A 20,333-nucleotide genomic window follows, 5' to 3' on the forward strand; every position below is an offset into this window, starting at 1 on the left:
ACGAGATGCAGCGACGTGGGGTGGGTCGAGCGGCATTGCCGCGCAACCCGCCTTTGCACACGGTGGGTAAACCGACGATGAATACGCAATACCGTAAGCCCCTGCCGGGCACCGACCTCGACTACTTTGACACCCGCGCCGCGGTGGAGGAAATCCAGCCCGGCGCCTATGACAGGCTCCCCTACACCGCCCGGGTGCTGGCGGAGAATCTCGTCCGCCGTTGCGACCCGGCCCTGCTGACCGACGCGCTCACCCAGATCATCGAGCGTCGGCGTGACCTGGACTTCCCCTGGTACCCGGCGCGGGTGGTCTGCCACGACATTCTTGGCCAGACCGCCCTGGTGGATCTGGCCGGGCTGCGCAACGCCATCGCCGAGAAGGGCGGTGAGCCGGCCAGGGTGAACCCGGTGGTGCCCACTCAGCTCATCGTCGATCACTCCCTGGCCGTTGAGTGCGGTGGTTACGATCCGGATGCGTTTCAGAAGAATCGCGAGATCGAGGACCGCCGCAACGAGGATCGCTTCCACTTCATCGACTGGACCAAGAAGGCGTTCGACAACGTCGACGTCATCCCGCCCGGCAACGGCATCATGCACCAGATCAACTTGGAGAAGATGTCGCCGGTGGTGCAGGCCCGTGACGGCGTGGCCTTCCCCGACACCTGCGTCGGCACCGACAGCCATACCCCCCACGTGGATGCCTTGGGCGTGATCGCCATCGGCGTGGGCGGCCTGGAGGCGGAGAGTGTGATGCTCGGCCAGCCCTCCTACATGCGGTTGCCGGATATCGTCGGCGTGGAGCTCACCGGCCGGCCCCAGCCGGGCATCACCGCCACGGATATCGTTCTGGCGCTCACTGAGTTCCTGCGTAACGAGCGGGTGGTCTCCGCCTACCTGGAGTTCTTCGGCGAGGGGGCCGAGGCCCTGACCGTGGGCGACCGCGCCACCATCTCCAACATGACCCCGGAGTACGGCGCCACCGCGGCGATGTTCCACATCGATGGCCAGACCATCGACTACCTCCGGCTCACGGGCCGCGAGGACGATCAAGTCCGGCTGGTGGAGACCTACGCCAAGGAGGCCGGCCTCTGGGCGGACGCGCTCAAGAGCGCCGAATACGAGCGCGTGCTCCGCTTCGACCTCTCCGCCGTGGAGCGGACCATGGCCGGCCCGTCGAATCCGCACCGGCGCTTGCCCACCCGGGCGCTCCACGAGCGGGGCATCGCGGTGGACTACGACAAGGCCCTGGCCGAGGAGAAGCAGGGCCAGATGCCCGACGGCGCCGTGATCATCGCCGCCATCACCAGTTGCACCAACACCTCCAACCCGCGCAACGTGGTCGCCGCCGGGCTGCTGGCGAAGAAGGCCAACGAGATGGGCCTCACCCGTAAGCCCTGGGTGAAGACCTCGCTCGCGCCCGGCTCCAAGGCGGTGCAGCTCTACCTGGAGGAGTCCAGTCTGCTCGAGGAGTTGGAGGACCTCGGTTTCGGCATCGTCGGCTTCGCCTGCACCAGCTGCAACGGGATGTCCGGCGCGCTGGACCCGGAGATCCAGCAGGAGATTATCGACCGGGATCTGTACGCCACTGCGGTGCTTTCCGGCAACCGCAATTTCGACGGCCGGATCCACCCCTACGCCAAGCAGGCCTTCCTCGCCTCTCCGCCCCTGGTGGTGGCCTATGCCATCGCGGGTACGGTGCGCTTCGACATCGAGAAGGATGCGCTCGGTTACGACAAGGCGGGCAAGCCGATCACCCTCAAGGACCTCTGGCCCTCGGACGAGGAGATCGACCGGATCGTGCGCGAGAGCGTGAAACCGGAACAGTTCCGCAACGTCTACACGCCGATGTTCAACATCAAGGTGGAGAAGGGCGAGCAGGTCAGCCCCTTGTACGACTGGCGGCCCATGAGCACCTACATCCGCCGGCCCCCGTATTGGGAGGGCGATCTCGCCGACAAGCCCGCGCTCAAAGGCATGCGGCCGCTGGCAGTGCTGCCGGACAACATCACCACCGACCACCTCTCCCCCAGCAATGCCATCCTGCCGGACAGCGCGGCCGGCGAGTATCTCGCGAAGATGGGCCTGCCGGAGGAGGACTTCAACTCTTACGCGACCCACCGCGGCGATCACCTCACTGCCCAGCGCGCGACGCTGGCGAACCCCAAGCTCTTCAACGAAATGGTGCGTGATGACAACGGCGAGGTGCGTCAGGGCTCGCTGACCCGGCTGGAGCCGGAGGGCACGGTCATGCGGATGTGGGATGCCATCGAGACCTACCAGCAGCGCCGGCAGCCATTGATCATCATCGCCGGCGCCGACTATGGCCAGGGATCATCGCGGGACTGGGCGGCCAAGGGCGTGCGCCTCGCAGGCGTGGAGGCCATCGTCGCCGAGGGCTTCGAGCGTATCCACCGCACCAATCTGGTGGGCATGGGCGTGCTGCCGATGCAGTTCCAGGGGGGCACCAGCCGCAGGACCCTGGACATCGACGGCAGCGAGACCTATGACGTCCAGGGCGAGCCCGCGCCTGGCGGAACGCTGACCCTGGTGATCCATCGCCGGGATGGCAGCCGCGAGGACGTGCCGGTGACCTGTCGCCTGGACACCCAGGACGAGCTCAACACCTACAACGCGGGCGGCATCCTCCAGCGTTTCGCCAAGGAGTTCATGGGCGAGAACACGGACCAGGAGGCGGCGACGCAATGAGCCACGCACCACAGATCCGCATCCCGGCCACCTATATGCGCGGTGGCACCAGCAAGGGCGTGTTCTTCCGGCTGGATGAGCTGCCGGAGGCGGCGCAGCGGCCCGGGGCCGCCCGGGACAACCTGTTGCTGCGCGTCATCGGCAGCCCCGACCCCTATGGCAAGCACACCGACGGCATGGGTGGGGCCACCTCAAGCACCTCGAAAACGGTGATCCTGTCGAAGAGCGAAAGCCCTGATCACGATGTGGACTACCTATTCGGCCAGGTCGCCATCGACAAGCCCTTCATCGACTGGAGCGGCAATTGCGGGAACCTCACCGCCGCCGTGGGTGCCTTCGCCATCAACAACGGCCTGATCGATGCGGCGCGCATCCCGGCGAACGGGCACTGCACCGTGCGCATCTGGCAGGCGAACATCGAGAAGACCATTATCGCCCACATCCCTGTCACCGACGGCGCGGTACAGGAAACCGGCGACTTCGAGCTCGACGGCGTGACCTTCCCGGCCGCCGAGATCCCCATCGAGTTCATGGACCCGGCGGACGGCGAGGGCGCCATCTTCCCCACCGGGAACATCGTGGATGATCTGGACGTGCCCGGCGTCGGGACGTTCCAGGCCACCATGATCAACGCCGGTATCCCCACCATCTTCGTCAACGCCGCGGACCTCGGCTACACGGGTACCGAGCTCCAGGGCGCCATCAACGAAGACACCGAGGCCTTGGAGCGGTTCGAGACCATCCGTGCCCATGGCGGCGTGCGTATGGGCCTGTTCAATGAGGTGGCCGAGGCCGCGAGCCGCCAGCACACGCCCAAGATCGCCTTCGTGGCCCCACCGAAGGGTTATACGGCCTCCAGCGGCAAGGAGGTGAAGGCGGAAGATATCGACCTGCTTGTGCGGGCACTGTCCATGGGTAAGCTCCACCACGCCATGATGGGTACGGCGGCCGTGGCCATCGCCACCGCCGCCGCCATCCCCGGCACGGTGGTGAATCGGGCGGCAGGTGGCGACGAGCGCAACTCGGTGCACTTCGGCCACCCCAGCGGTACCCTCCGCGTCGGCGCCGAGGCCCGACAGGTGGATGGTGCCTGGACGGTGGAGAAGGCCATCATGAGCCGCAGCGCCCGTATCCTCATGGAGGGCTGGGTCCGGGTGCCGGGGGATGCCTTCTGAACGCGATCCAGTAAGCCGGCTTGGAGGGCGTCGGGTCAAAGATTGTGCGGCTCGTCGCCTGCCACGGAAAACCCCGGCCCCCATGATGCGCGGCGGGGCGGTTGCCGATCAGGCCGCATCCAGCCGCCGCGCCGCCTCCTCAAGGTCTCGGTATGGGCCGCCCGTATAGTCCTTGCACTCACCCCCATGGGGTTTAGAGTCCCGGTAAGCGCCGCCAAGGAATACCCAGGGAGACTGGCTTTGTCAGCGTCGCCACAGCACCCACTGATCGTCATCGATCATGGGCGCGGCACGCCAACGCGGACGGAGGAGACATCATGAGCAGCACTGGCCCGGCCACTCGTCGCGACTACGACCAACCCCTGAAGGACATCGCCGAGTACGTGGTCAACACGGAGATCACGTCGAAGGAGGCCTACGAGACCGCCCGCTACGACCTGATGGACACCCTCGCCTGCGGGATGCTGGCGCTGCAGTACCCGGCCTGTACCAAGCTGTTGGGGCCGGTGGTGGAGGGGGCGGACATGCCGGGTGGCGTGAAGGTGCCGGGTACGCCCTACCGGCTGGACCCGGTGACCGCCGCCTGGAACATCGGCGCCATGGTCCGCTGGCTGGACTTCAACGACACCTGGCTGGCCGCGGAGTGGAACCACCCCTCGGACAACCTGGGTGCCCTGTTGGCGCTCTCCGATCACCTCTCCCGCCGTGCTGTGGCCGAGGGCCGTGAGCCCATGACCGTGGGCGATCTGCTCACCGCCATGATCAAGGCCCACGAGATCCAGGGTATCATCGGCCTGGAGAACAGCTTCAACCGCGTGGGCCTGGACCACGTGATGCTGGTGCGCATCGCCTCGGCCTGCGTGTCCATGGGCCTGCTCGGCGGGGACGTGGACGACGTGACCAACGTGGCCTCCCATGCCTTCATCGACGGCTCCGCCCTGCGCGCCTACCGCCACGCCCCCCAGGCCGGCCCCCGCAAGAGCTGGGCGGCCGGCGACGCCTCGGGGCGGGGCCTGCGGTTGGCGCTCATCGTCGAAACCGGCGAGATCGGTTATCCGAAGGCGCTGTCGGCGCCCACCTGGGGCTTCCAGGACGTCCTCTTCGGCGGCAACGAGCTGCGCTTCAGCCGTGGCTATGGCAGCTACGTGATGGAGAACATCCTCTTCAAGCTCTCCTTCCCGGCGGAGTTCCATGCCCAGACCGCGGCCGAGGCGGCGATGACCCTGCACCCGGAGGTACGCGAGCGCATCGACGACATCGATAAGCTGGTCATCGAGACCCAGGAGGCGGGGGTGCGGATCATCGACAAGACCGGCCCCCTGAACAACCCCGCCGACCGCGATCACTGCATCCAGTACATGGTGGCCGTGCCGCTGATCTTCGGCCGCCTCACCGCCGATGACTACGAGGACGACGTCGCCACGGATCCCCGCATCGACGCCCTGCGCGGGAAGATGGAGGTCCGGGAGAACGAGCAATTCACCAAGGACTACTTCGATCCGGACAAGCGGGCCATCGGCAACGCGGTGCAGGTATTCTTCACCGACGGCAGCGCCACCGAGCGGGTCGCCGTGGACTACCCCATCGGCCATCGCCGACGCCGTGATGCGGGTATCCCGGTGCTCCTCGACAAGTTCGAGAAGGCACTCGCCACCCGCTTCGCCCCCAAGCAGGTCGGCCGTATCCTAGACGTCTGCGGCGAACCCCAGCGGCTCGAGGCCATGCCGGTACACGAGTTCGTGGATCTCTGGGCGCTGTAAGGTGCGGTTGCGCGCACGCGCTATCGGCGTGCGCCTCGCTCGGCAGCGGTGGCCGGGTCAGTCCTCCGCCCATAGCCGCAGGAGGTTGCTGCGGGGCTTCAAGATCAGGGGCCGGTGTGCCCTAGCTGGAAGAGGTTGTAGCGCGCCTGCCGTCTAGTCGTAACGGATGCCCCTCTCAGGTCAGATTGCGACGCCAGCGTCGCTCGATGGTGTCCAGCTCGGTGGCACCGTAGACGGCGGCATCGTGTTCGCCGTAGTACGCCCATAGTTGATCGCCGAGATCGAAGTGCCACCACTCGCTCGGTAGGTTCGTGAACCCCTGCGAACGCATGACGTCGTGGAGCAGCCGGCGATTGTCGCGTGCGCGCCGCTGTTGCGGTGTCGGTGATGTCAGGCGCTCGAGGAAGTCGGTATGGGAGGCCGGCAGTGCCTCGTCGAACAGCGTCCCCATATCCAGGGGCAGACCATCCGCGCCGCAGACCGTGACGTCCACGGCCCCCCCGGTGAGATGGGGGCTCGGGGCCTCCGGGTCGGTACTAGGGAGCGCGACGAACTCCCGCGTGCGGCTGTGCAGCTGCTCTTCCGTCTGTTCCGGGTCTTGTTGGCGGATCGTCTCGTAGAGGGTATCGAACAGATGGCGCTGGACCCGCCACGGCCGCCAGCCGTCGAGCACCAACAACGAGAGGCCCTCGGGCAGTGCCCGGGCGGCGGCAACAAGCGCGTGATAGACCCCCTCGCGGACGAAGCACTCCGGCACGGCCCCCGGGATCCCCAGCCGGGCGTATACGGGATAGACCTTGATCGATCCCGGAGCGAGGCTCACCGGGACCAGTTGCTCGCCGTTGTCCCGGATCGGCCGTTTCGCCAGCCCCTCCCAGTCCGGGTCGGGAGCACTCGGGACAGGGGGGAGGGCCATGGAATCGGAGGAATGCTGATGATGCATGGGGTCAACCAAAGTCGAAGGCATGCGGCAGGGTGGTCGTGATCGGCGGGACGAGGATGATGATCACCAGCGCGATCAGTGCCGTGACGACGAACGGCCAGATCGTGCGGAACAGATCCACCAGGGGGACATCACCGACGGCCGACACCACGTAGACGCAGGCCCCCATGGGCGGCGTGATCAGGGCGATGGTGATATTGAGCGTGATCACGATACCGAAGTGGAACGGATCGATGCCCGCAACCGCAGCGATGGGCGCGAACACCGGCGTGAGCAATACCAGTGCCCCGATCTCCTCCATGAACATGCCGATCAGGAAGGTGATCGCGCTCAGCACCAGCAGCACCATGACCGGGCTCTCCGCGAAACCGAGCACGACCTCGGCGAACTGCTGGGGCACCTGCTGGCGTGACAGCAGCCAACCGATTACGGCTGCCGCACCGATGATGACGAAGATCACGCTCGTCAGGCGCGCGCAATCGGCGATCGCCACGCCAATACGCCGCGGGCCGAGCTCGCGGGTAATGACGAGACCCGCGAGGACGACATAGGCGACGGCGAGCGCACCGGATTCGGTGGGCGTGACCACGCCGGAGATGATCCCGCCAAGGATGATCACCGGCGCCAGCAACGCCGGTACGGAGTACCGCACGGCATGCAGCACCTCGCCCGCCGACGGTCGGGCGCCCGGCGCATAGCCCTGGCGGGTGGCATGCAGCCAGTTCAGGCCCATGAACGCCGCCGCCAGCACCAGGCCGGGCAGGATACCGGCGACGAACAGGCCGCCGATCGAGGTCCCCGTCATGGTTCCGTACAGGATCATGAAGATCGACGGGGGCACGATGGGACCGATCAGCGAGCTGCCCGCGGTCAGGCCGGCGGCATATGCGCGGCTGAACCCATCCTTTTCCATCGCCGGGATCAGGATCGAGCCGAGTGCCGACGAATCCGCTACCGCCGAGCCGTTGACCCCGGCGAAGGCAACGCTGCCGACGATGTTCACGTAACCGAGCCCGCCGCGCAGGTAACCGACAGCGGCACGGCAGAGTACCAGCAGGCGATCCGTAAGACCGCTGTGATTCATTAACGTGCCAGCGAGGATGAAGAACGGAATCGCCATCAGCGTGAACACGTCGATGCCACTGAAAAACTGCTGAATGGCGATACGCAGCAGGCTCATATCGCCGATCCAGACAAAGCCCGTCAGGGCCGCCGCCAGCAGGGCGATGAACAGCGGCGTGCCGATCACCATCAGCAGCACGAAGGTGCCCAGCATGGCCCAGGTCATACCGGTGCCCTGCCCCTCGTCCGCTCCGGTAGCGCCGGCCCGGCGATCTGTACCAGGAGATACTGGATCAGCATCAGCCCCATGCCCACGGGGATGGAAGCGGTCGGGATGGTTCGCGGGATATTCAGGGCCAGCGTGCTCATGGCCCAGATCTTCTGCGCGTAGTACGCGCCCATCACCGTCATGAAACCGAGCACCGCGATTACGACGATACGGCGGGCGAGGTCGACGACGCGGGCAACCCCCGCCGGCAGGGCGTCGACAACGATATCGATCTGCATGTGTTCACCGCGGCGCAGCGCGGCCGCGCCCGCCAGCATCACCGCCCAGATCAGGGCATAGCGGGCCAGCTCATCCACCCAGATGGGCGATGCGGCGAAACCGTAGCGCGTCACGATGCCGAACAGAACGACACCGATATTGACGGCAAGGCACAAAGCGGCCGCCCAGGTGCTCAGGACCTCGATCCCATGCACCCCGGCGGCCGCCCGGGCACGTACGGCGCCCAGTGTCACGAACCGTCGCCCATCCGTGCCGCCTCGTTGGCGCTATCCTTCGCGAGGTCGATCCACTTCTGATCGATCTTCCCGGCGAGCCACTCCATGTACGCGGGCTGGCCGTGTTCACGGAACGCGGCCATTTCCTCCTCATTCGGATAGTAGACCTCGACACCCGCGTCCTTGATCGTGTTGACCCGCTCCTGGACCTTCGCCTCGACCCAGATGCGGTTGATGACATTGGCATCGTGCGCCGCCTGGCGGATCGCGTCCTGATGCGCCTCGGCCAGGCCATCCATCCAGGCGCCATTGATCACGAGGAACTGCATGGAGTACTGGATGTTGGCCATGGTCATGTAATCCTGCACCTCCTGCAGGCTGCCGATCAGGATGTACATGGGCGGATTCATCTGACCATCGGCGACGCCGGTCTTGAGCGCGGTATAGACCTCGGTCCACGGCACCGGCGTACCACTGGCACCGAACGCCTCATACAGCGCGACCTGGCTTTCGTCCATCGCGCGGAACTTGAGGCCTTCAAAGTCTTCCGGGGAACGGATCGGCCGCTCCGAGTTCGTGAACGCCAGGAATCCGCCCTCCTCGACGGCCTCCAGGAGATAGGCGCCGGTACGCTCATGGAATGCGTCGGTCGCCTCCTGCCAGTATTCGCTGTCCTCGTAGAACCAGTGCGCCGATTTGAAGTCCTCGAACATGAACGGCGCATTCCCGGCGAAGATCTCCGGGAACACCGACTGCATGCCGGCAAGCGAAGCGACGTTGATCATCGGGCCGGTCATGACCTGCTCCATCCGATCGGATTCCTTGCCGAGCTCGCTGTTCGGATAGAGCTTGATCTCGATGGCGCCGGTGGTACGCAGCTCCACCAGCTTCTTGAAGTTCGACGCGAAGCGATGAACGGCGTTCTTCTCGACCTCCGGCGGGCCGTTGTAGGACATATTGATGGTCGTGGACTCGGCCGCGGCGACGTTTACGGTAAGCGCGGTCGCAAGCGTGGTGGCGGCCATCAGTCCGGCCATGCGGATGAAGCGACGGATGGATGTCATGATTTGCCTCCCCTGTACGGTTCTTGTTCGGCGCGTGTGACACGCGCTCAACCCCTGGAACCTAGCAAATGAGCGGCCAAGTGGGCCAGGCCGTGGTTCGCCCGGAAGGGGCCTTCTCCCCATCGATACGCACGGTCATTCGGCCGTCATGAACGGCCTTCGCTCGATTGTGATGCACCAGCCAGGCTCGGCAGCGTGGACGTGGTCCCCGGGCGAATCACGGTTGCCGGGTTGACGGCCCGAACTCCGCCGCTCATCTTTTGCCCTTTCGCGTGTTACTGACGGCGTCGGCATGAAGTGGATTGGCAAGGTCATCGGGGTCGTGCTCGGCTACATGGCCGGCGGGCCCCTGGGTGCCCTGGTGGGGCTCGCTCTGGGGCACTGGTTCGACCGCGGGCTTGCGCGGGCGCGCATGGCCGCCGGCGGCGGTGACCCCAGGGCGGTGTTCTTTCGCACCACCTTTCAGGTGATGGGTCATATCTGCAAGGCGGACGGCCGGGTCTCCCAGGCCGAGATCGCCGCCGCCGAGCAGGTGATGACCCGTATGCGGCTCAGCCAGGCGCAGCGCCGCAAGGCCATCGAGTATTTCAACGAGGGCAAGTCCGAGGACTTCGACCTCGACGCGGCCCTCGCCGCCTTCCGCCGTTCCTGCCGGGGCCGGGTCAACCTGGTGCGTATCTTCCTCGAGATCCAGATCCAGGCCGCTATGGCCGACGGCGCCCTCGGTGATGCGGAGCAGCAGGTGCTCAAGCGCATCGCCTCGCATTTCGGCATCTCCGAGGCGGACTTCGAGCGCCTGGTGGCCTTCCTTGCGAGTGGCTACCAGCGCAGCCACGCCACCGAGACCGGGCGGGACCCGTTGCCGGAGGCCTACAAGGAGCTGGGGGTCAGCGAGGACGCCAGCGACGCCGAGATAAAGAACGCCTACCGCAAGCTCATGAGCGAGCATCATCCGGACAAGCTGGTGGCCAAGGGCCTGCCCGAGGAGATGATGGAGGTGGCCAAGGAGCGCACCCAGGAGATCCAGGCCGCCTACGAGACCATCCGCCGCGCCCGCGGCATGAAGTGAGTGGTCCGATTACTGGCGGACGCGTAGCCGGTAGTCCAACACTGCCTCGTCGCCAGCCGGGACCGAGAGCTCCCAAACCGCCGCATCGGCCCGGCGGGACACCGGTGCTGCGGAGTGCTCCAAGAGCTCCCAGTCGCCGTGCATCCGCTCGGTGAGGGTTACCGTCCGCGCCTCCTCGCCGGCGTTTTGCACGGTGATCCGCCAGCCGGCCTCGAAGGCGTTTCCGCCGAGGCGCTGCCATTCGGTCTGCTCGCGTTCCGCCCGCAGGTCGAAGGCGCTGCCGAGGGCGAGGGAGAAGCCCTCTCCCGGCGGTATATGGCCCACCGGGGCGACGCCCTGGAGCATGGGGCCGCCCTTGCCACGGTCGATGACCCGCACGCTGCCCGCGGGCAGCGGCCTGAGATGCTCGCCGGTGGGCTCCACACCCAGGCGGATCCGCACCGGGGGCTCGTTACCGCCGCGGCCCGTGCCGTCGCCCCGGACCTCGTAGTGACGGGTGGTGTCCACCGGTGCGGCGGCGAGTAGCGGCAGTCTGAGCTGCGCGCCGTCGTCCAGGAGATGGCGGCCGGGCAGGGCGTAGCGGTACCAGTCCCCGGCCTGCTCGGCCTCCGGCATCGTCGCGGCATCCGCCGTTCGGGCCATTAGTTCCGTGGGGCGCGGGCCGCCGCCGGCATCGTCGCGGATATCGCCGGCCACCAGCGTGATGGCGGCGTCGCGGTAGGTAGCGCCGCTGGTGTTGCGCAGGGTGGCGTGGCCGGAGAGGCGGTTGCCGTTGGGGTGGAGGTGCAGCGTGTAGTCCGCCTGCCAGTCGAGGCCGTCGGTCAGGTAGTCCAGGCGCAGGTTGCGGCCGGCCGCGGCGATCACCCGGATGGCGTCCCGCACCGGGAGGCCGTCGCCGGGGAGTGCGATACGCCAGGGCGAGCCCTCGTCGATCAGCTCCATGTGGTCGTCGACGTGCACCACCGGGGTGCCGCCCTCGAGGCCGAGTAACCGACCCTCCCGCCGGTTACCGTCGTCGTCGATGAGCAGCACCTCCCGGCCGATCCAATCGGCGAGCAGGCCCTTCCCGCCGGTGCGGCGCAGCGGGTAGGCGCGGCCGGTGTCGTCGGAGACCGACAGGGTCGGGAACCGCAGCCCCTCGGGGAGCCCTTCCAAGGACGCCTCGCCCTGCCCTGCCGGTACCGTTGCGGTGGCAGCCACGAGCGCCGCGCCCTCCTGCTGCAGCACCAGGGCCTCGGTATCCACCTCCATGGCCCCGGCGGCAGCCGCCGGGAGGGCGCTCAGGGCGATGGTGACGGCAATGCTCCGGCGCATGGTGTTCCTCCGCTTCGATGGGTTCGGGCTAGCCGCCGGTGAGCCACAGTATCACCGGCACCAGCACGGCGGTAAGCGCGCCGTTGAGACCCATGGCCAGGCCCGAGAAGGCCCCCGCTGCCTCGCTGTGGGCGAAGGCCCGGGCGGTACCGATGCCATGGGCGGCGACGCCGACGGCGAAGCCCTTGGCTACCGGGTCCCGGAAGCCCAGCAGGCGCAGCATGGGGATGCCGAGCACGGCACCGGTGATACCGGTGAGGATGACCAGGACCGCGGTGAGCGAGGGCAGGCCACCGATCTGTTCGGCGATGCCCATGGCGATGGGGGTGGTCACCGACTTCGGCGCCAGCGAGCGCAGGGTTTCGGCATCCAGGCCCACGGCCCAACCTATGGCCAGGGTGGAGGCGATGGCGGTGACCGAGCCGATCAGCAGGGCGATGCCGATGGGCAGCCACAGCCGGCGCAACCGGTCCGCCTGGCGATACAGGGGGATGGCCAGAGCCACCGTCGCCGGGCCGAGGAGAAAGTGGACGAACTGCGCGCCGTCGAAATAGGTTGCGTAGTCCGTTCCAGTGGCGAGTAGCAACAGCACCAGCGCGGTGACGCTGATCAGCACCGGGTTGGCCAGGGGCATCTCCCGTGTGCTGCGGAACAACCACTGCGCCGCGGCGTAGATACCGACGGTCACCGTCAGCCACAGCAGCGGCTGTTCGGCGAGATAGACCCAGATGCGGGTGAGGGCCTCCTCCATGGCTACTCCTCCGCCCCCGCACGCCGCATCAACCAGCGAAGCGCACCGGCCGAGACCACCAACGTGATCGCGGTGCTCGCCAGCACGGTGACGGCCAGGGCGAACCAGTCCTGGGAGACCCGGTGGAGGTGGACCATAATGCCCACCCCGGCGGGGATGAACAGCAGCGCGAGGTGCTCCAGCAAGCCGGTGGCGAGGCGGTCCAGTGTCGCCGGCACCGCGCCCCGCAAGGCCACGGCCCCGGCAAGCAGCAGCATGCCGAGCACCGGGCCCGGCAGTGGCAGCGACAGGCCCCGGGCGATGACCTCACCGGCGAGCTGGAAGGCGAGTAGGGCGAAGAGGGCGGCGATCATGGGTGCGCTTCTCCCCGTGTGGTCTCCGCTTCAAGGATAGGGGGCGCCGGCTCGGGGGTCATCCCGTTGACCGCCCCGCCCCGCGGCAGTGGAAAATGAACCGCTATGACAGCAGAGGAGGCGCGAATGCCCTTCGTACTGGAGTCCCCGGAATTCCATCACAACGGCGAGCTCCCGCGACGCTTCACCGGTGACGGCGCGGAGGTATCCCCGCCGCTCGCCTGGCGCGGCGTCCCAGAGGAGGCGCAGGGTTTGGTGCTGATCATGGAGGACCCGGATGCCCCGGATCCGCTCGCGCCGCGGGAGCGGGTGACCCACTGGCTGGTCTATAACCTTCCGCCGGGTGACGGGGGGCTGCCCGAGGGGGTCACCGGCGCCGATCTGCCGGAAGGGACCGCCGAGGGGCTCAACGACGAGCATGTCGTGGGTTATCTCCCGCCGATGCCGGCGGTGGACCGACACCGCTATTTCTTCCGTCTCTACGCCCTTGCGGCGCCCCTGCCCGTACCCGACGCGCCCTATGCCCGCTACGGGCTGGAGCGGGCCATGTCCGGGCTGGTGCTCGCCGAGACCGAGCTCGTCGGCACCTACCGGCGCCCGGAGTAGCCCCTCACAACCGGGCCACGAGACGCCGGTACCAAGCCATGGCCCATTCGTGGAGGCCGTCGAACGCCGGTGTTGCCGCCGCGATGACGATGACCAGTGCGACGATGGCCAGGATGGTGGCGAGCATGGCGGTGGTGTGGCGTTGCCGCGGGGCGCGTTTCGGCGGCTGCGCTGTCGGCTGCGGTGAGGCGGGCCCGGCGCGCGGGGGGCGGCTGCCGGCGCCGGGTGTTACCACGTCCGTGAGTACCGGTTCCTTGCCGTAGCCGGGCCCGGGCGGTTCGCTGTCCCGCTCCGGTCGGGGCCGCGGCGAGGCGAAGGGGTCGGGCTCCACCGACGGCGGGGCCGGGCCGTCGGCTGACTCTGTCGGGGGTTCGGGCTCCGCCCGGGGGGCGTGCAGCGGGGGAGTGCCCGTTTCGCCACGCTCCGTTACGGCGTCGGCCGCCTCGTCCTCCATCTCGGCAAGTACGCGATGGAGGTGCTCGACGTGGACCTCGTGGCGGGAATCCGCAAAGGCGTCCAGTAGCAGACGGCCGCCGAGCAGATTGATCCGCCGCGGCACGCCACCGCTGGCGACATGGAGTAGCCGGAATACCGCCTCGGAGATGGCCGGGTCCCCGTCCCAGCCCGCCCCTTCCAGCCGATAGTGGACATACTTGCGGGTCTGGGCCTCGGTCAGCGGCTCCAGTTGGCAGCTGGCGATAAGCCGCTGGCGGAACTGCTCCATCTCCGGGCGCTTGAGCAGCTCCCGCAGCGGTGGCTGGCCGAGGAGCACGATCTGCAATAATGGTTGGCCCTGACGGGTGAGATTGGTGAGCAGGCGCAGCTCCTCAAGGGCATCCGGCTCCAGATCCTGGGCCTCGTCCACCACCAGCAGGGCCCGACGGCCGCGTTCCGAGCGTTGCTCGAGATCGCGCTGCAGGGCGGTAAGCAGGGCCGCCTTGTCCCGGCGGCCCGGCTCGATCCCGAACACCGAGGCGGTGAGCCGTAGCAGATCCTCGGCGCCGAGGCGGGAGGTGACGATCTGGGCGACATCGGTGCCGGCGGGGAGGTTCGCGCAGAGCTGCGCGATCAGGGTGGTCTTGCCGCAACCCGGCGGTCCGGTGACCACCACGAACCCCTCGCCGCCCATGAGGCCGTATTCCAGGTAGGCACGGGCCCGCTCGAAGCTCGGATGCCGGAAGACGACCTCCGCGCTGGGGGTAAGCCGGAACGGATCATGCTCGAGGCCGAAGAAGCGGTGGTACATCACCTCGGGACCTTAGTGTGGACGCCGGACAAAGTCGCCAGTCTAGCACCCCCGCGACGGATACTACGCCCGGCGCTCACCGAGCAGGCAATCCCGGGCCTCGTTCAGCCGGGCGGCGAGGTAGCTTGAGCCGCCCCGGTCCGGATGGCAGCGCTGCATCAGCCGGCGGTGGGCGGCGAGGATGTCGGCGCGCTCCGGCTCGCCACTGAGCCCCAGGATCTCCAGGGCGCGTGCCCGGGTCATGGGACCTTCCGGCGGGGTCTCGCCCGTGCTCGTGCCCGTGGGTCCCGCGCCCGCATCGGCGCCAGCCCCCGCCGTATTGCCGCCGCGCCACTGGCGTAGCAGCCGCGCTACCCAGCCCGCGTTCAGCAGCAGGGGGGCGAGACGCTGGGCCAGCGCCACCAGCCCCGCCACCGCGGCGGTGATCCAGTGCGCCCGGCCGGTGACCACCAGCGCCACCGCGACGATTACCGCGCCGATCACCAGGATCCGCGGCAGGCGCTCGCGCAGGGTCGCCCGCGCCGCCGGCGAGACCCAGAGCACCGCCCCGGTCGCGACCGCCGCCACCAACAGCAGCTGGATCAGCACGTTGGCCCCTCCTCCGGCGGCAGGCCGTGGGCCTCGCGGATGGCCGCGCAGCGTGCCCGCCAGCGCTCCAGGCGCCGGTCATAGACGTCGAACACGCAAGGATCGCAGCCGGTGCCGCAGCACTCGTCCAGCTCCGGCTCCCGGGGCGGAGGCGGCATGCGCGGTGGCTTGCTTGCGGCGTCCTCACTCATCCGCCCAATGATATCAGTCGCTGGCGCCACCGTTGTCCCCTCGCAGGGCGGCGAAGGCGGCGCCCATGGCCGTCTCGGGGCGTTCCGCTGCCTTGCCGGAGCGGTTGTTGCCGCGGCGCTCGCCCCGGCCCTTTTTGCTGTCGCCGCCGCGTTTGCGCTTCTCCCCGGCCTCGTCGTCCAGGCGCATGCTGAGCCCGATGCGCCGCCGCTCCAAGTCCACCTCCAGGACCTTGACCCGAACCACGTCGCCGGAGCGGCAGACCTCCCGGGGGTCGCGCACGAAGCGTTCGGCCATCGCCGAGATGTGTACCAGCCCATCCTGGTGGACACCGATATCGACGAAGGCCCCGAAGTTGGTCACATTGGTCACCGTCCCCTCCAGGATCATCCCCGGCTCCAGGTCCTCGGGCCGTTCCACCCCCTCGCGGAAGGTGGCGGTGCGGAACTCCGGGCGCGGGTCCCGGCCGGGCTTCTCCAACTCGCGGAGGATATCGGTGACCGTCGGTAGCCCGAAGCGGTCGTCTGTGAAGGCCTTGGGGTCCAGGGCGGCGAGGGCGTCGCGGTCGCCGATGAGCGTGTCGATGGTTTTGCCCGTGTGGGCGAGGATGCGCTCCACCACGGGGTAGGCCTCCGGGTGGACGGCGGAGGCGTCCAGGGGCTGATCGCCGCCGCGGATTCGGAGGAAGCCCGCCGCCTGTTCGAAGGTCTTCGCGCCGAAGCGCGGGACCTCCAGCAAGGCACGCCGGTTGCGGAAGGGACCGTGGTCGTGGCGGTGGGCCACCACGCGGTCGGCGAGGGTTCGGCTGAGTCCTGAGACCCGGGCCAGCAGCTCCGCGGAGGCGGTGTTGAGGTCCACACCCACGGCATTGACGCAGTCCTCCACCACCGCCTCCAACTTGCGGGCCAGGGCCACCTGGCTTACGTCATGCTGATACTGGCCGACCCCGATGGACTTGGGCTCGATCTTGACCAACTCCGCGAGTGGGTCCTGCAGGCGCCGGGCGATGGAGACGGCACCGCGCAGGGACACGTCGAGGTCCGGGAACTCCCGTGCCGCGGTCTCGGAGGCGGAGTACACCGAGGCCCCCGACTCGGAGACCAGCACCGCGGTGGTCCCGGCGCTGGCGTCGTGCTCGCGGCGGAGGTCGGCGGCCAGGCGTTCGGTCTCCCGGGAGGCGGTGCCGTTGCCGATGGCGAGGAGCTCCACGCCGTGCCGCTCCACCAGTCCGCCCAGGGTGGCGAGGGCATCGCGATGGCGCTTCTGGGGGGCGTGGGGGTAGATGGTGGCGGTGTCCACGAGCTTGCCGGTGGGGTCGACCACCGCGACCTTGCAGCCGGTGCGCAGTCCCGGGTCGATGCCCATGACCGTCCGCGCGCCGGCGGGTGCGGCGAGCAGCAGATCCTGGAGGTTGCGGGCGAAGACCTCGATGGCCTCGGCCTCGGCATTCTCGCGGAGGGTGCCGAGCAGGTCCGTCTCCAGGCGGGTGAGGAGCTTCACCCGCCAGGTGAAGCGCACCACCTGGGCGAGCCAGTTGTCGGCCGGCCGCCCGCGGTGGCGGATATCGAAGCGCGCGGCGACCATGCCCTCCCCCCGGCTGGGATCCTGGGGGCCCTCCTCGAGCTCGTCGGCCATCGCCAGGCGTAGCCGCAGCACCCCCTCGCGCCGACCGCGGAACAGCGCCAAGGCCCGGTGGGAGGGGATGCCGTGGATGGGCTCGCGGTGGTCGAAATAATCCGAGAACTTCACGCCGTCGGCGCGGCGCTTTTCGTCCACTGCGGAGACCAGGACCCCTTCCCGCCAGCCGTGCTCGCGCAGCCCCGCGATGAGCTCCGGGTCCTCGGCGAAACGCTCGGCCAGGATGTAGCGGGCCCCTTCCAGGGCGGCCTCGGTATCGGTGACCCCCGACGCCTCGTTCACGTACCCCGCCGCCGTGGCTTCGGGATCCAGTGCCGGATCGGCGAGCAGGGCATCGACGAGCGGCTCCAACCCCGCCGCCCGGGCGATCTCTCCGCGGGTGCGCCGCTTCTTCTTGAACGGCAAATAGAGGTCCTCCAGGCGCTGCTTGGTCTCGGCGGCCTCGATGGAGGAGTGCAGCTCCGCGGTGAGCTTGCCCTGTTCCTTGATCGCGGCGAGGACGGTGGCGCGGCGCTCTTCGAGCTCGCGGAGGTAGGCGAGGCGGCGTTCGAGCTCGCGGAGCTGCGTGTCGTCGAGGCCGCCGGTGGCCTCCTTGCGGTAGCGGGCGATGAAGGGGACGGTGGCGCCGTCGTCGAGCAGGCGCAGGGTGGCATCGACCTGGCGCGTGGCGACGCCGAGCTCGCCGGCGATGCGCTCGGGGATGGATTGCGTCATGGGCGTCAGGGATCCCTCTGTTGCGGTTCGTCGTTGTCACCGCTGCGGTAGAGCGCGCTCTGGAGGTAGTGGTCGTGGGCGTGGCGGAGCAGTACCACCACCACCGCCGCCACGGGCAGGGCCAGTAGCACCCCGGTGAAGCCGAAGAGCTGGCCGCCGGCGAGCACCGCGAAGATCACCGCCACCGGGTGCAGCCCGATGCGATCACCCACCAGCACCGGCGTGAGCACTGTGCCCTCCAGGGTCTGGCCGAGGAGGTAAACCCCCCAGACCAGCAGCAGCGGTATCAGGAAGTCGCTGAACTGAAACATCGCCGCGACGCTGGCCGCGGTGATGCCGACGATGAAGCCCAGGTAGGGCACGATGTTGGCGAGCCCGGAGAGCAGACCGATGAGCACGGCCAGCTCCAGGCCCACCAGGTACAAGCCGGTGGCGTAGATCACCCCCAGGGCCAGCATCACCAGGAACTGCCCGCGCAGGAAGGCCGCCACCACCTCGTTGCACTCGGCGGCCAGTGCACTCACCGTCGCCTCCACCCGCCGGGGCAGCAGCTCGCGGATCCGCGCCATGAGCCGGTCCCAGTCGCGCAGCAGGTAGAAGCCCACCACCGGGATGAGCGCGAGATTGGCCAGCAACCCCATTAGGGCCAGCCCGGAACGGGTGGCGCGGGCGATGAGGGTGGCCGCCAGGCTGCCGGTGGACTGCCAGTGCTCGGCGATGGCCTCCCGCAACGCGGCCACGTCCAGGCGGGAGGCGGAGATACCGAGGTGGCCCTCGATCCACGGCACGGCGGTGCGCTGGAACCAGTCCACGATCTCGGGCAACCGGCGCACCAGGTAGTCCACCTGATGGGCAAGCAACGGGGTGATGATCACCACCGCGGCGACGATGACGGCCAGCAGCGCCGCGAATACCGCCACCGTTGCCAGGGTCCGGGAGACGCCCCGTGCCTCCAGGCGGTCGGCGAGTGGATCGCCGATGTAGGCGAGCACCGCCCCGGCCAGGAAGGGCGTGAGTATGGGGCTCAGCAGGTAGACCAGGGCCGCGCCGAGAACCACCGCGGCGATCAGCGGCCAGGCCTGCCGGTCCCGCAGCCCGCTGCTCAGCATCGTGTGTCCCGTGGTGTGGCCACGTTGGTGCCCATGCCGGTGTTCGTGCCGTTGCGTGTGATGGCGGGGAGTCTAACCCGCCGGGCATCGGTGGCGTTAATGGGCCCAACGGATCACAATCGGGTGCATTTCGCGCTAAAGTACGCGTTTATCGCCAACGCCTCGAGGGAGACCGCGGTGCGAAATCCCAATCGCGTGCTGATCTGGATGAGCCTGTTCCTGCTCGGCGTGGCCGGCGCATGCGCGCTGCTCGCCGAACCGCTGCGCAGCGCGTTCATGGCCAATTCCGTGTTCAACGGCCTGATCCTCGCAGTGCTCGCCATCGGCATCCTGATCAACTTCCGCCAGGTGCTCATCCTCGGCCCCGAGGTCTCGTGGATCGAGGCCTTCCGCCGCGCGGACTCCGAGCACCCCCCGGAGCCGCCGCGCTCCGGGCTCATGGGCTCGCTGGCGCGGATGCTCACCGGCCGTCAGGGGGATCGCTTCAGCTTGTCCACCATGTCGTTGCGCACGCTGCTCGACGCCATCCGCTCCCGGCTCGACGAACAGCGCGATCTCTCCCGCTACATGATCGGGCTGTTGGTCTTCCTCGGCCTGCTCGGTACCTTCTGGGGCCTGCTGGAGACGCTCCGCTCGGTGGGTGGGGTGCTGTCGTCGTTGTCCATCGAGGGCGGCGACACCGCCGCGATGTTCGCCGAGCTCAAGGCCGGGCTGCAGGAGCCACTCACCGGCATGGGCACGGCGTTCAGCTCGTCGCTGTTCGGCCTGGCCGGTGCCCTGGTGCTCGGCTTCATCGACCTGCAGGCCGGCTATGCCCAGAACCGATTCTACAACGACCTGGAGGAATGGCTGTCGTCGCAGACCAAGTTCGGCAGCGGGGCGTTCGCCGGCGAGGGCGAGGGCAATGTCCCCGCCTATATCCAGGCGCTGCTGGAGCAGACCGCCGACAGCCTGGACAAGCTCCAGCGGGTCATCGCCCGTGGCGAGGAAGAGCGGCGCAGCGCCGAGCACCGGCTCACCGAGCTCACCGAGGAGATCGCCAACCTCGCCGAGCAGTCCCGTACCGAGCAGCGCGGACTGATGAACCTCACCCGGGTGCAGTCCGAGCTCCAGGGGGTGCTCCAGCAGCTCGCCGAGGTCACCGGTGGTAACCAGGAGCATGATCGCGAGGTCCGCGATAATCTGCGCCACATCGCGGGCAGTGTCGATCAGCTGCGCGAGGGGATGGCCGGGGACCGCGAGCACATGGTCAACGAGCTCCGCGAGGAGCTGCGGCTGCTTACCCGGACCCTGGCCCGCTTCCGCGATAGCCGTCAGGGCTGAC

The 20,333-nt window shown here is 68.4% G+C and carries 18 protein-coding genes; 6 read left to right on the plus strand and 12 right to left on the minus strand.

All coding sequences use genetic code 11. The features are described from left to right. The first annotated feature begins 77 nt into the window (after positions 1 to 77). From acnD to ACQ754_RS09515, 3 genes are all read left to right on the plus strand, one after another. Positions 78 to 2,705, plus strand: coding sequence for a Fe/S-dependent 2-methylisocitrate dehydratase AcnD (gene acnD / locus ACQ754_RS09505; protein ID WP_440996781.1), 2,628 nt, complete (start codon positions 78 to 80; stop codon positions 2,703 to 2,705). Further along, positions 2,702 to 3,880, plus strand: coding sequence for a 2-methylaconitate cis-trans isomerase PrpF (gene prpF, locus ACQ754_RS09510; protein ID WP_440996782.1), 1,179 nt, complete (start codon positions 2,702 to 2,704; stop codon positions 3,878 to 3,880). The genes acnD and prpF overlap by 4 nt, the downstream gene beginning before the upstream one ends. A gap of 317 nt (positions 3,881 to 4,197) precedes the next feature. Then, on the plus strand, positions 4,198 to 5,640 hold the full coding sequence (locus ACQ754_RS09515; RefSeq protein WP_440996783.1) for a bifunctional 2-methylcitrate dehydratase/aconitate hydratase: 1,443 nt from the start codon (positions 4,198 to 4,200) through the stop codon (positions 5,638 to 5,640). Between the two features lie 175 nt (positions 5,641 to 5,815). Here the strand turns inward: ACQ754_RS09515 and ACQ754_RS09520 are convergent, their stop codons facing one another. From ACQ754_RS09520 to ACQ754_RS09535, 4 genes are read right to left on the minus strand one after another with little or no spacing between them, the layout of a single operon-like run. Beyond that, complete coding sequence (locus tag ACQ754_RS09520; protein ID WP_440996784.1) at positions 5,816 to 6,583, minus strand: M15 family metallopeptidase; 768 nt, start codon at positions 6,581 to 6,583, stop codon at positions 5,816 to 5,818. 4 nt (positions 6,584 to 6,587) lie between these two features. Continuing rightward, entirely contained in the window at positions 6,588 to 7,871 is a 1,284-nt protein-coding gene (locus tag ACQ754_RS09525) for a TRAP transporter large permease (protein ID WP_440996785.1), read from the minus strand. Further along, positions 7,868 to 8,386 carry a TRAP transporter small permease gene (locus ACQ754_RS09530; protein WP_440996786.1) on the minus strand — a complete coding sequence of 173 codons (519 nt, stop codon included), beginning with the start codon at positions 8,384 to 8,386 and terminating at the stop codon, positions 7,868 to 7,870. Before ACQ754_RS09530 ends, ACQ754_RS09525 begins: the two co-directional genes overlap by 4 nt. Next, positions 8,383 to 9,393: a TRAP transporter substrate-binding protein gene (locus tag ACQ754_RS09535; RefSeq protein ID WP_440996787.1), complete on the minus strand. Its 1,011-nt coding sequence runs from the start codon at positions 9,391 to 9,393 to the stop codon at positions 8,383 to 8,385. The genes ACQ754_RS09530 and ACQ754_RS09535 overlap by 4 nt, the downstream gene beginning before the upstream one ends. 331 nt (positions 9,394 to 9,724) lie before the next feature. Here ACQ754_RS09535 and djlA point away from each other — a divergent pair, with 331 nt between their 5' ends. Beyond that, positions 9,725 to 10,501, plus strand: coding sequence for a co-chaperone DjlA (gene djlA / locus ACQ754_RS09540; protein ID WP_440996788.1), 777 nt, complete (start codon positions 9,725 to 9,727; stop codon positions 10,499 to 10,501). Positions 10,502 to 10,510: 9 nt separating this feature from the next. Here djlA and ACQ754_RS09545 read toward each other — a convergent pair whose 3' ends face one another. The 3 genes from ACQ754_RS09545 to ACQ754_RS09555 are packed head-to-tail and all read right to left on the minus strand — an operon-like array spanning position 10,511 to position 12,919. Continuing rightward, positions 10,511 to 11,815 (minus strand): DUF4139 domain-containing protein, encoded by a 1,305-nt coding sequence (locus tag ACQ754_RS09545; RefSeq protein ID WP_440996789.1) that lies wholly within the window; start codon positions 11,813 to 11,815, stop codon positions 10,511 to 10,513. A 28-nt stretch (positions 11,816 to 11,843) separates the two neighbouring features. Then, positions 11,844 to 12,566 (minus strand): LrgB family protein, encoded by a 723-nt coding sequence (locus tag ACQ754_RS09550; RefSeq protein WP_440996790.1) that lies wholly within the window; start codon positions 12,564 to 12,566, stop codon positions 11,844 to 11,846. A gap of 2 nt (positions 12,567 to 12,568) precedes the next feature. Then, positions 12,569 to 12,919, minus strand: a complete 351-nt coding sequence (locus tag ACQ754_RS09555; RefSeq protein WP_440996791.1) for a CidA/LrgA family protein — start codon at positions 12,917 to 12,919, stop codon at positions 12,569 to 12,571. A 126-nt stretch (positions 12,920 to 13,045) separates the two neighbouring features. Here ACQ754_RS09555 and ACQ754_RS09560 point away from each other — a divergent pair, with 126 nt between their 5' ends. Beyond that, complete coding sequence (locus ACQ754_RS09560) at positions 13,046 to 13,525, plus strand: YbhB/YbcL family Raf kinase inhibitor-like protein (protein ID WP_440996792.1); 480 nt, start codon at positions 13,046 to 13,048, stop codon at positions 13,523 to 13,525. A 4-nt stretch (positions 13,526 to 13,529) separates the two neighbouring features. Here ACQ754_RS09560 and ACQ754_RS09565 read toward each other — a convergent pair whose 3' ends face one another. From ACQ754_RS09565 to ACQ754_RS09585, 5 genes are all read right to left on the minus strand, one after another. Further along, positions 13,530 to 14,771, minus strand: a complete 1,242-nt coding sequence (locus tag ACQ754_RS09565; RefSeq protein ID WP_440996793.1) for an AAA family ATPase — start codon at positions 14,769 to 14,771, stop codon at positions 13,530 to 13,532. A gap of 63 nt (positions 14,772 to 14,834) precedes the next feature. Further along, positions 14,835 to 15,359: a hypothetical protein gene (locus ACQ754_RS09570; protein WP_440996794.1), complete on the minus strand. Its 525-nt coding sequence runs from the start codon at positions 15,357 to 15,359 to the stop codon at positions 14,835 to 14,837. Next, a complete protein-coding gene (locus tag ACQ754_RS09575) occupies positions 15,353 to 15,550 on the minus strand; it encodes an oxidoreductase-like domain-containing protein (protein ID WP_440996795.1) in 198 nt (65 codons plus the stop codon). The genes ACQ754_RS09570 and ACQ754_RS09575 overlap by 7 nt, the downstream gene beginning before the upstream one ends. Positions 15,551 to 15,563: 13 nt before the next feature. Continuing rightward, positions 15,564 to 17,900, minus strand: a complete 2,337-nt coding sequence (locus ACQ754_RS09580) for a Tex family protein (RefSeq protein ID WP_440996796.1) — start codon at positions 17,898 to 17,900, stop codon at positions 15,564 to 15,566. A gap of 5 nt (positions 17,901 to 17,905) precedes the next feature. Continuing rightward, the gene (locus ACQ754_RS09585; RefSeq protein ID WP_440996797.1) at positions 17,906 to 19,009 is read right to left on the minus strand and encodes an AI-2E family transporter; all 1,104 of its coding nucleotides are present in this window, start codon (positions 19,007 to 19,009) and stop codon (positions 17,906 to 17,908) included. 177 nt (positions 19,010 to 19,186) lie between these two features. Between ACQ754_RS09585 and ACQ754_RS09590 the strand changes: the two genes are divergently transcribed. Next, positions 19,187 to 20,332 (plus strand): flagellar motor protein MotA, encoded by a 1,146-nt coding sequence (locus tag ACQ754_RS09590; RefSeq protein ID WP_440996798.1) that lies wholly within the window; start codon positions 19,187 to 19,189, stop codon positions 20,330 to 20,332. The last annotated feature ends 1 nt before the right edge of the window (position 20,333 follow it).

Source organism: Arhodomonas sp. SL1 (assembly GCF_052060015.1).
In the GTDB taxonomy this organism is placed as follows: domain Bacteria; phylum Pseudomonadota; class Gammaproteobacteria; order Nitrococcales; family Nitrococcaceae; genus Arhodomonas.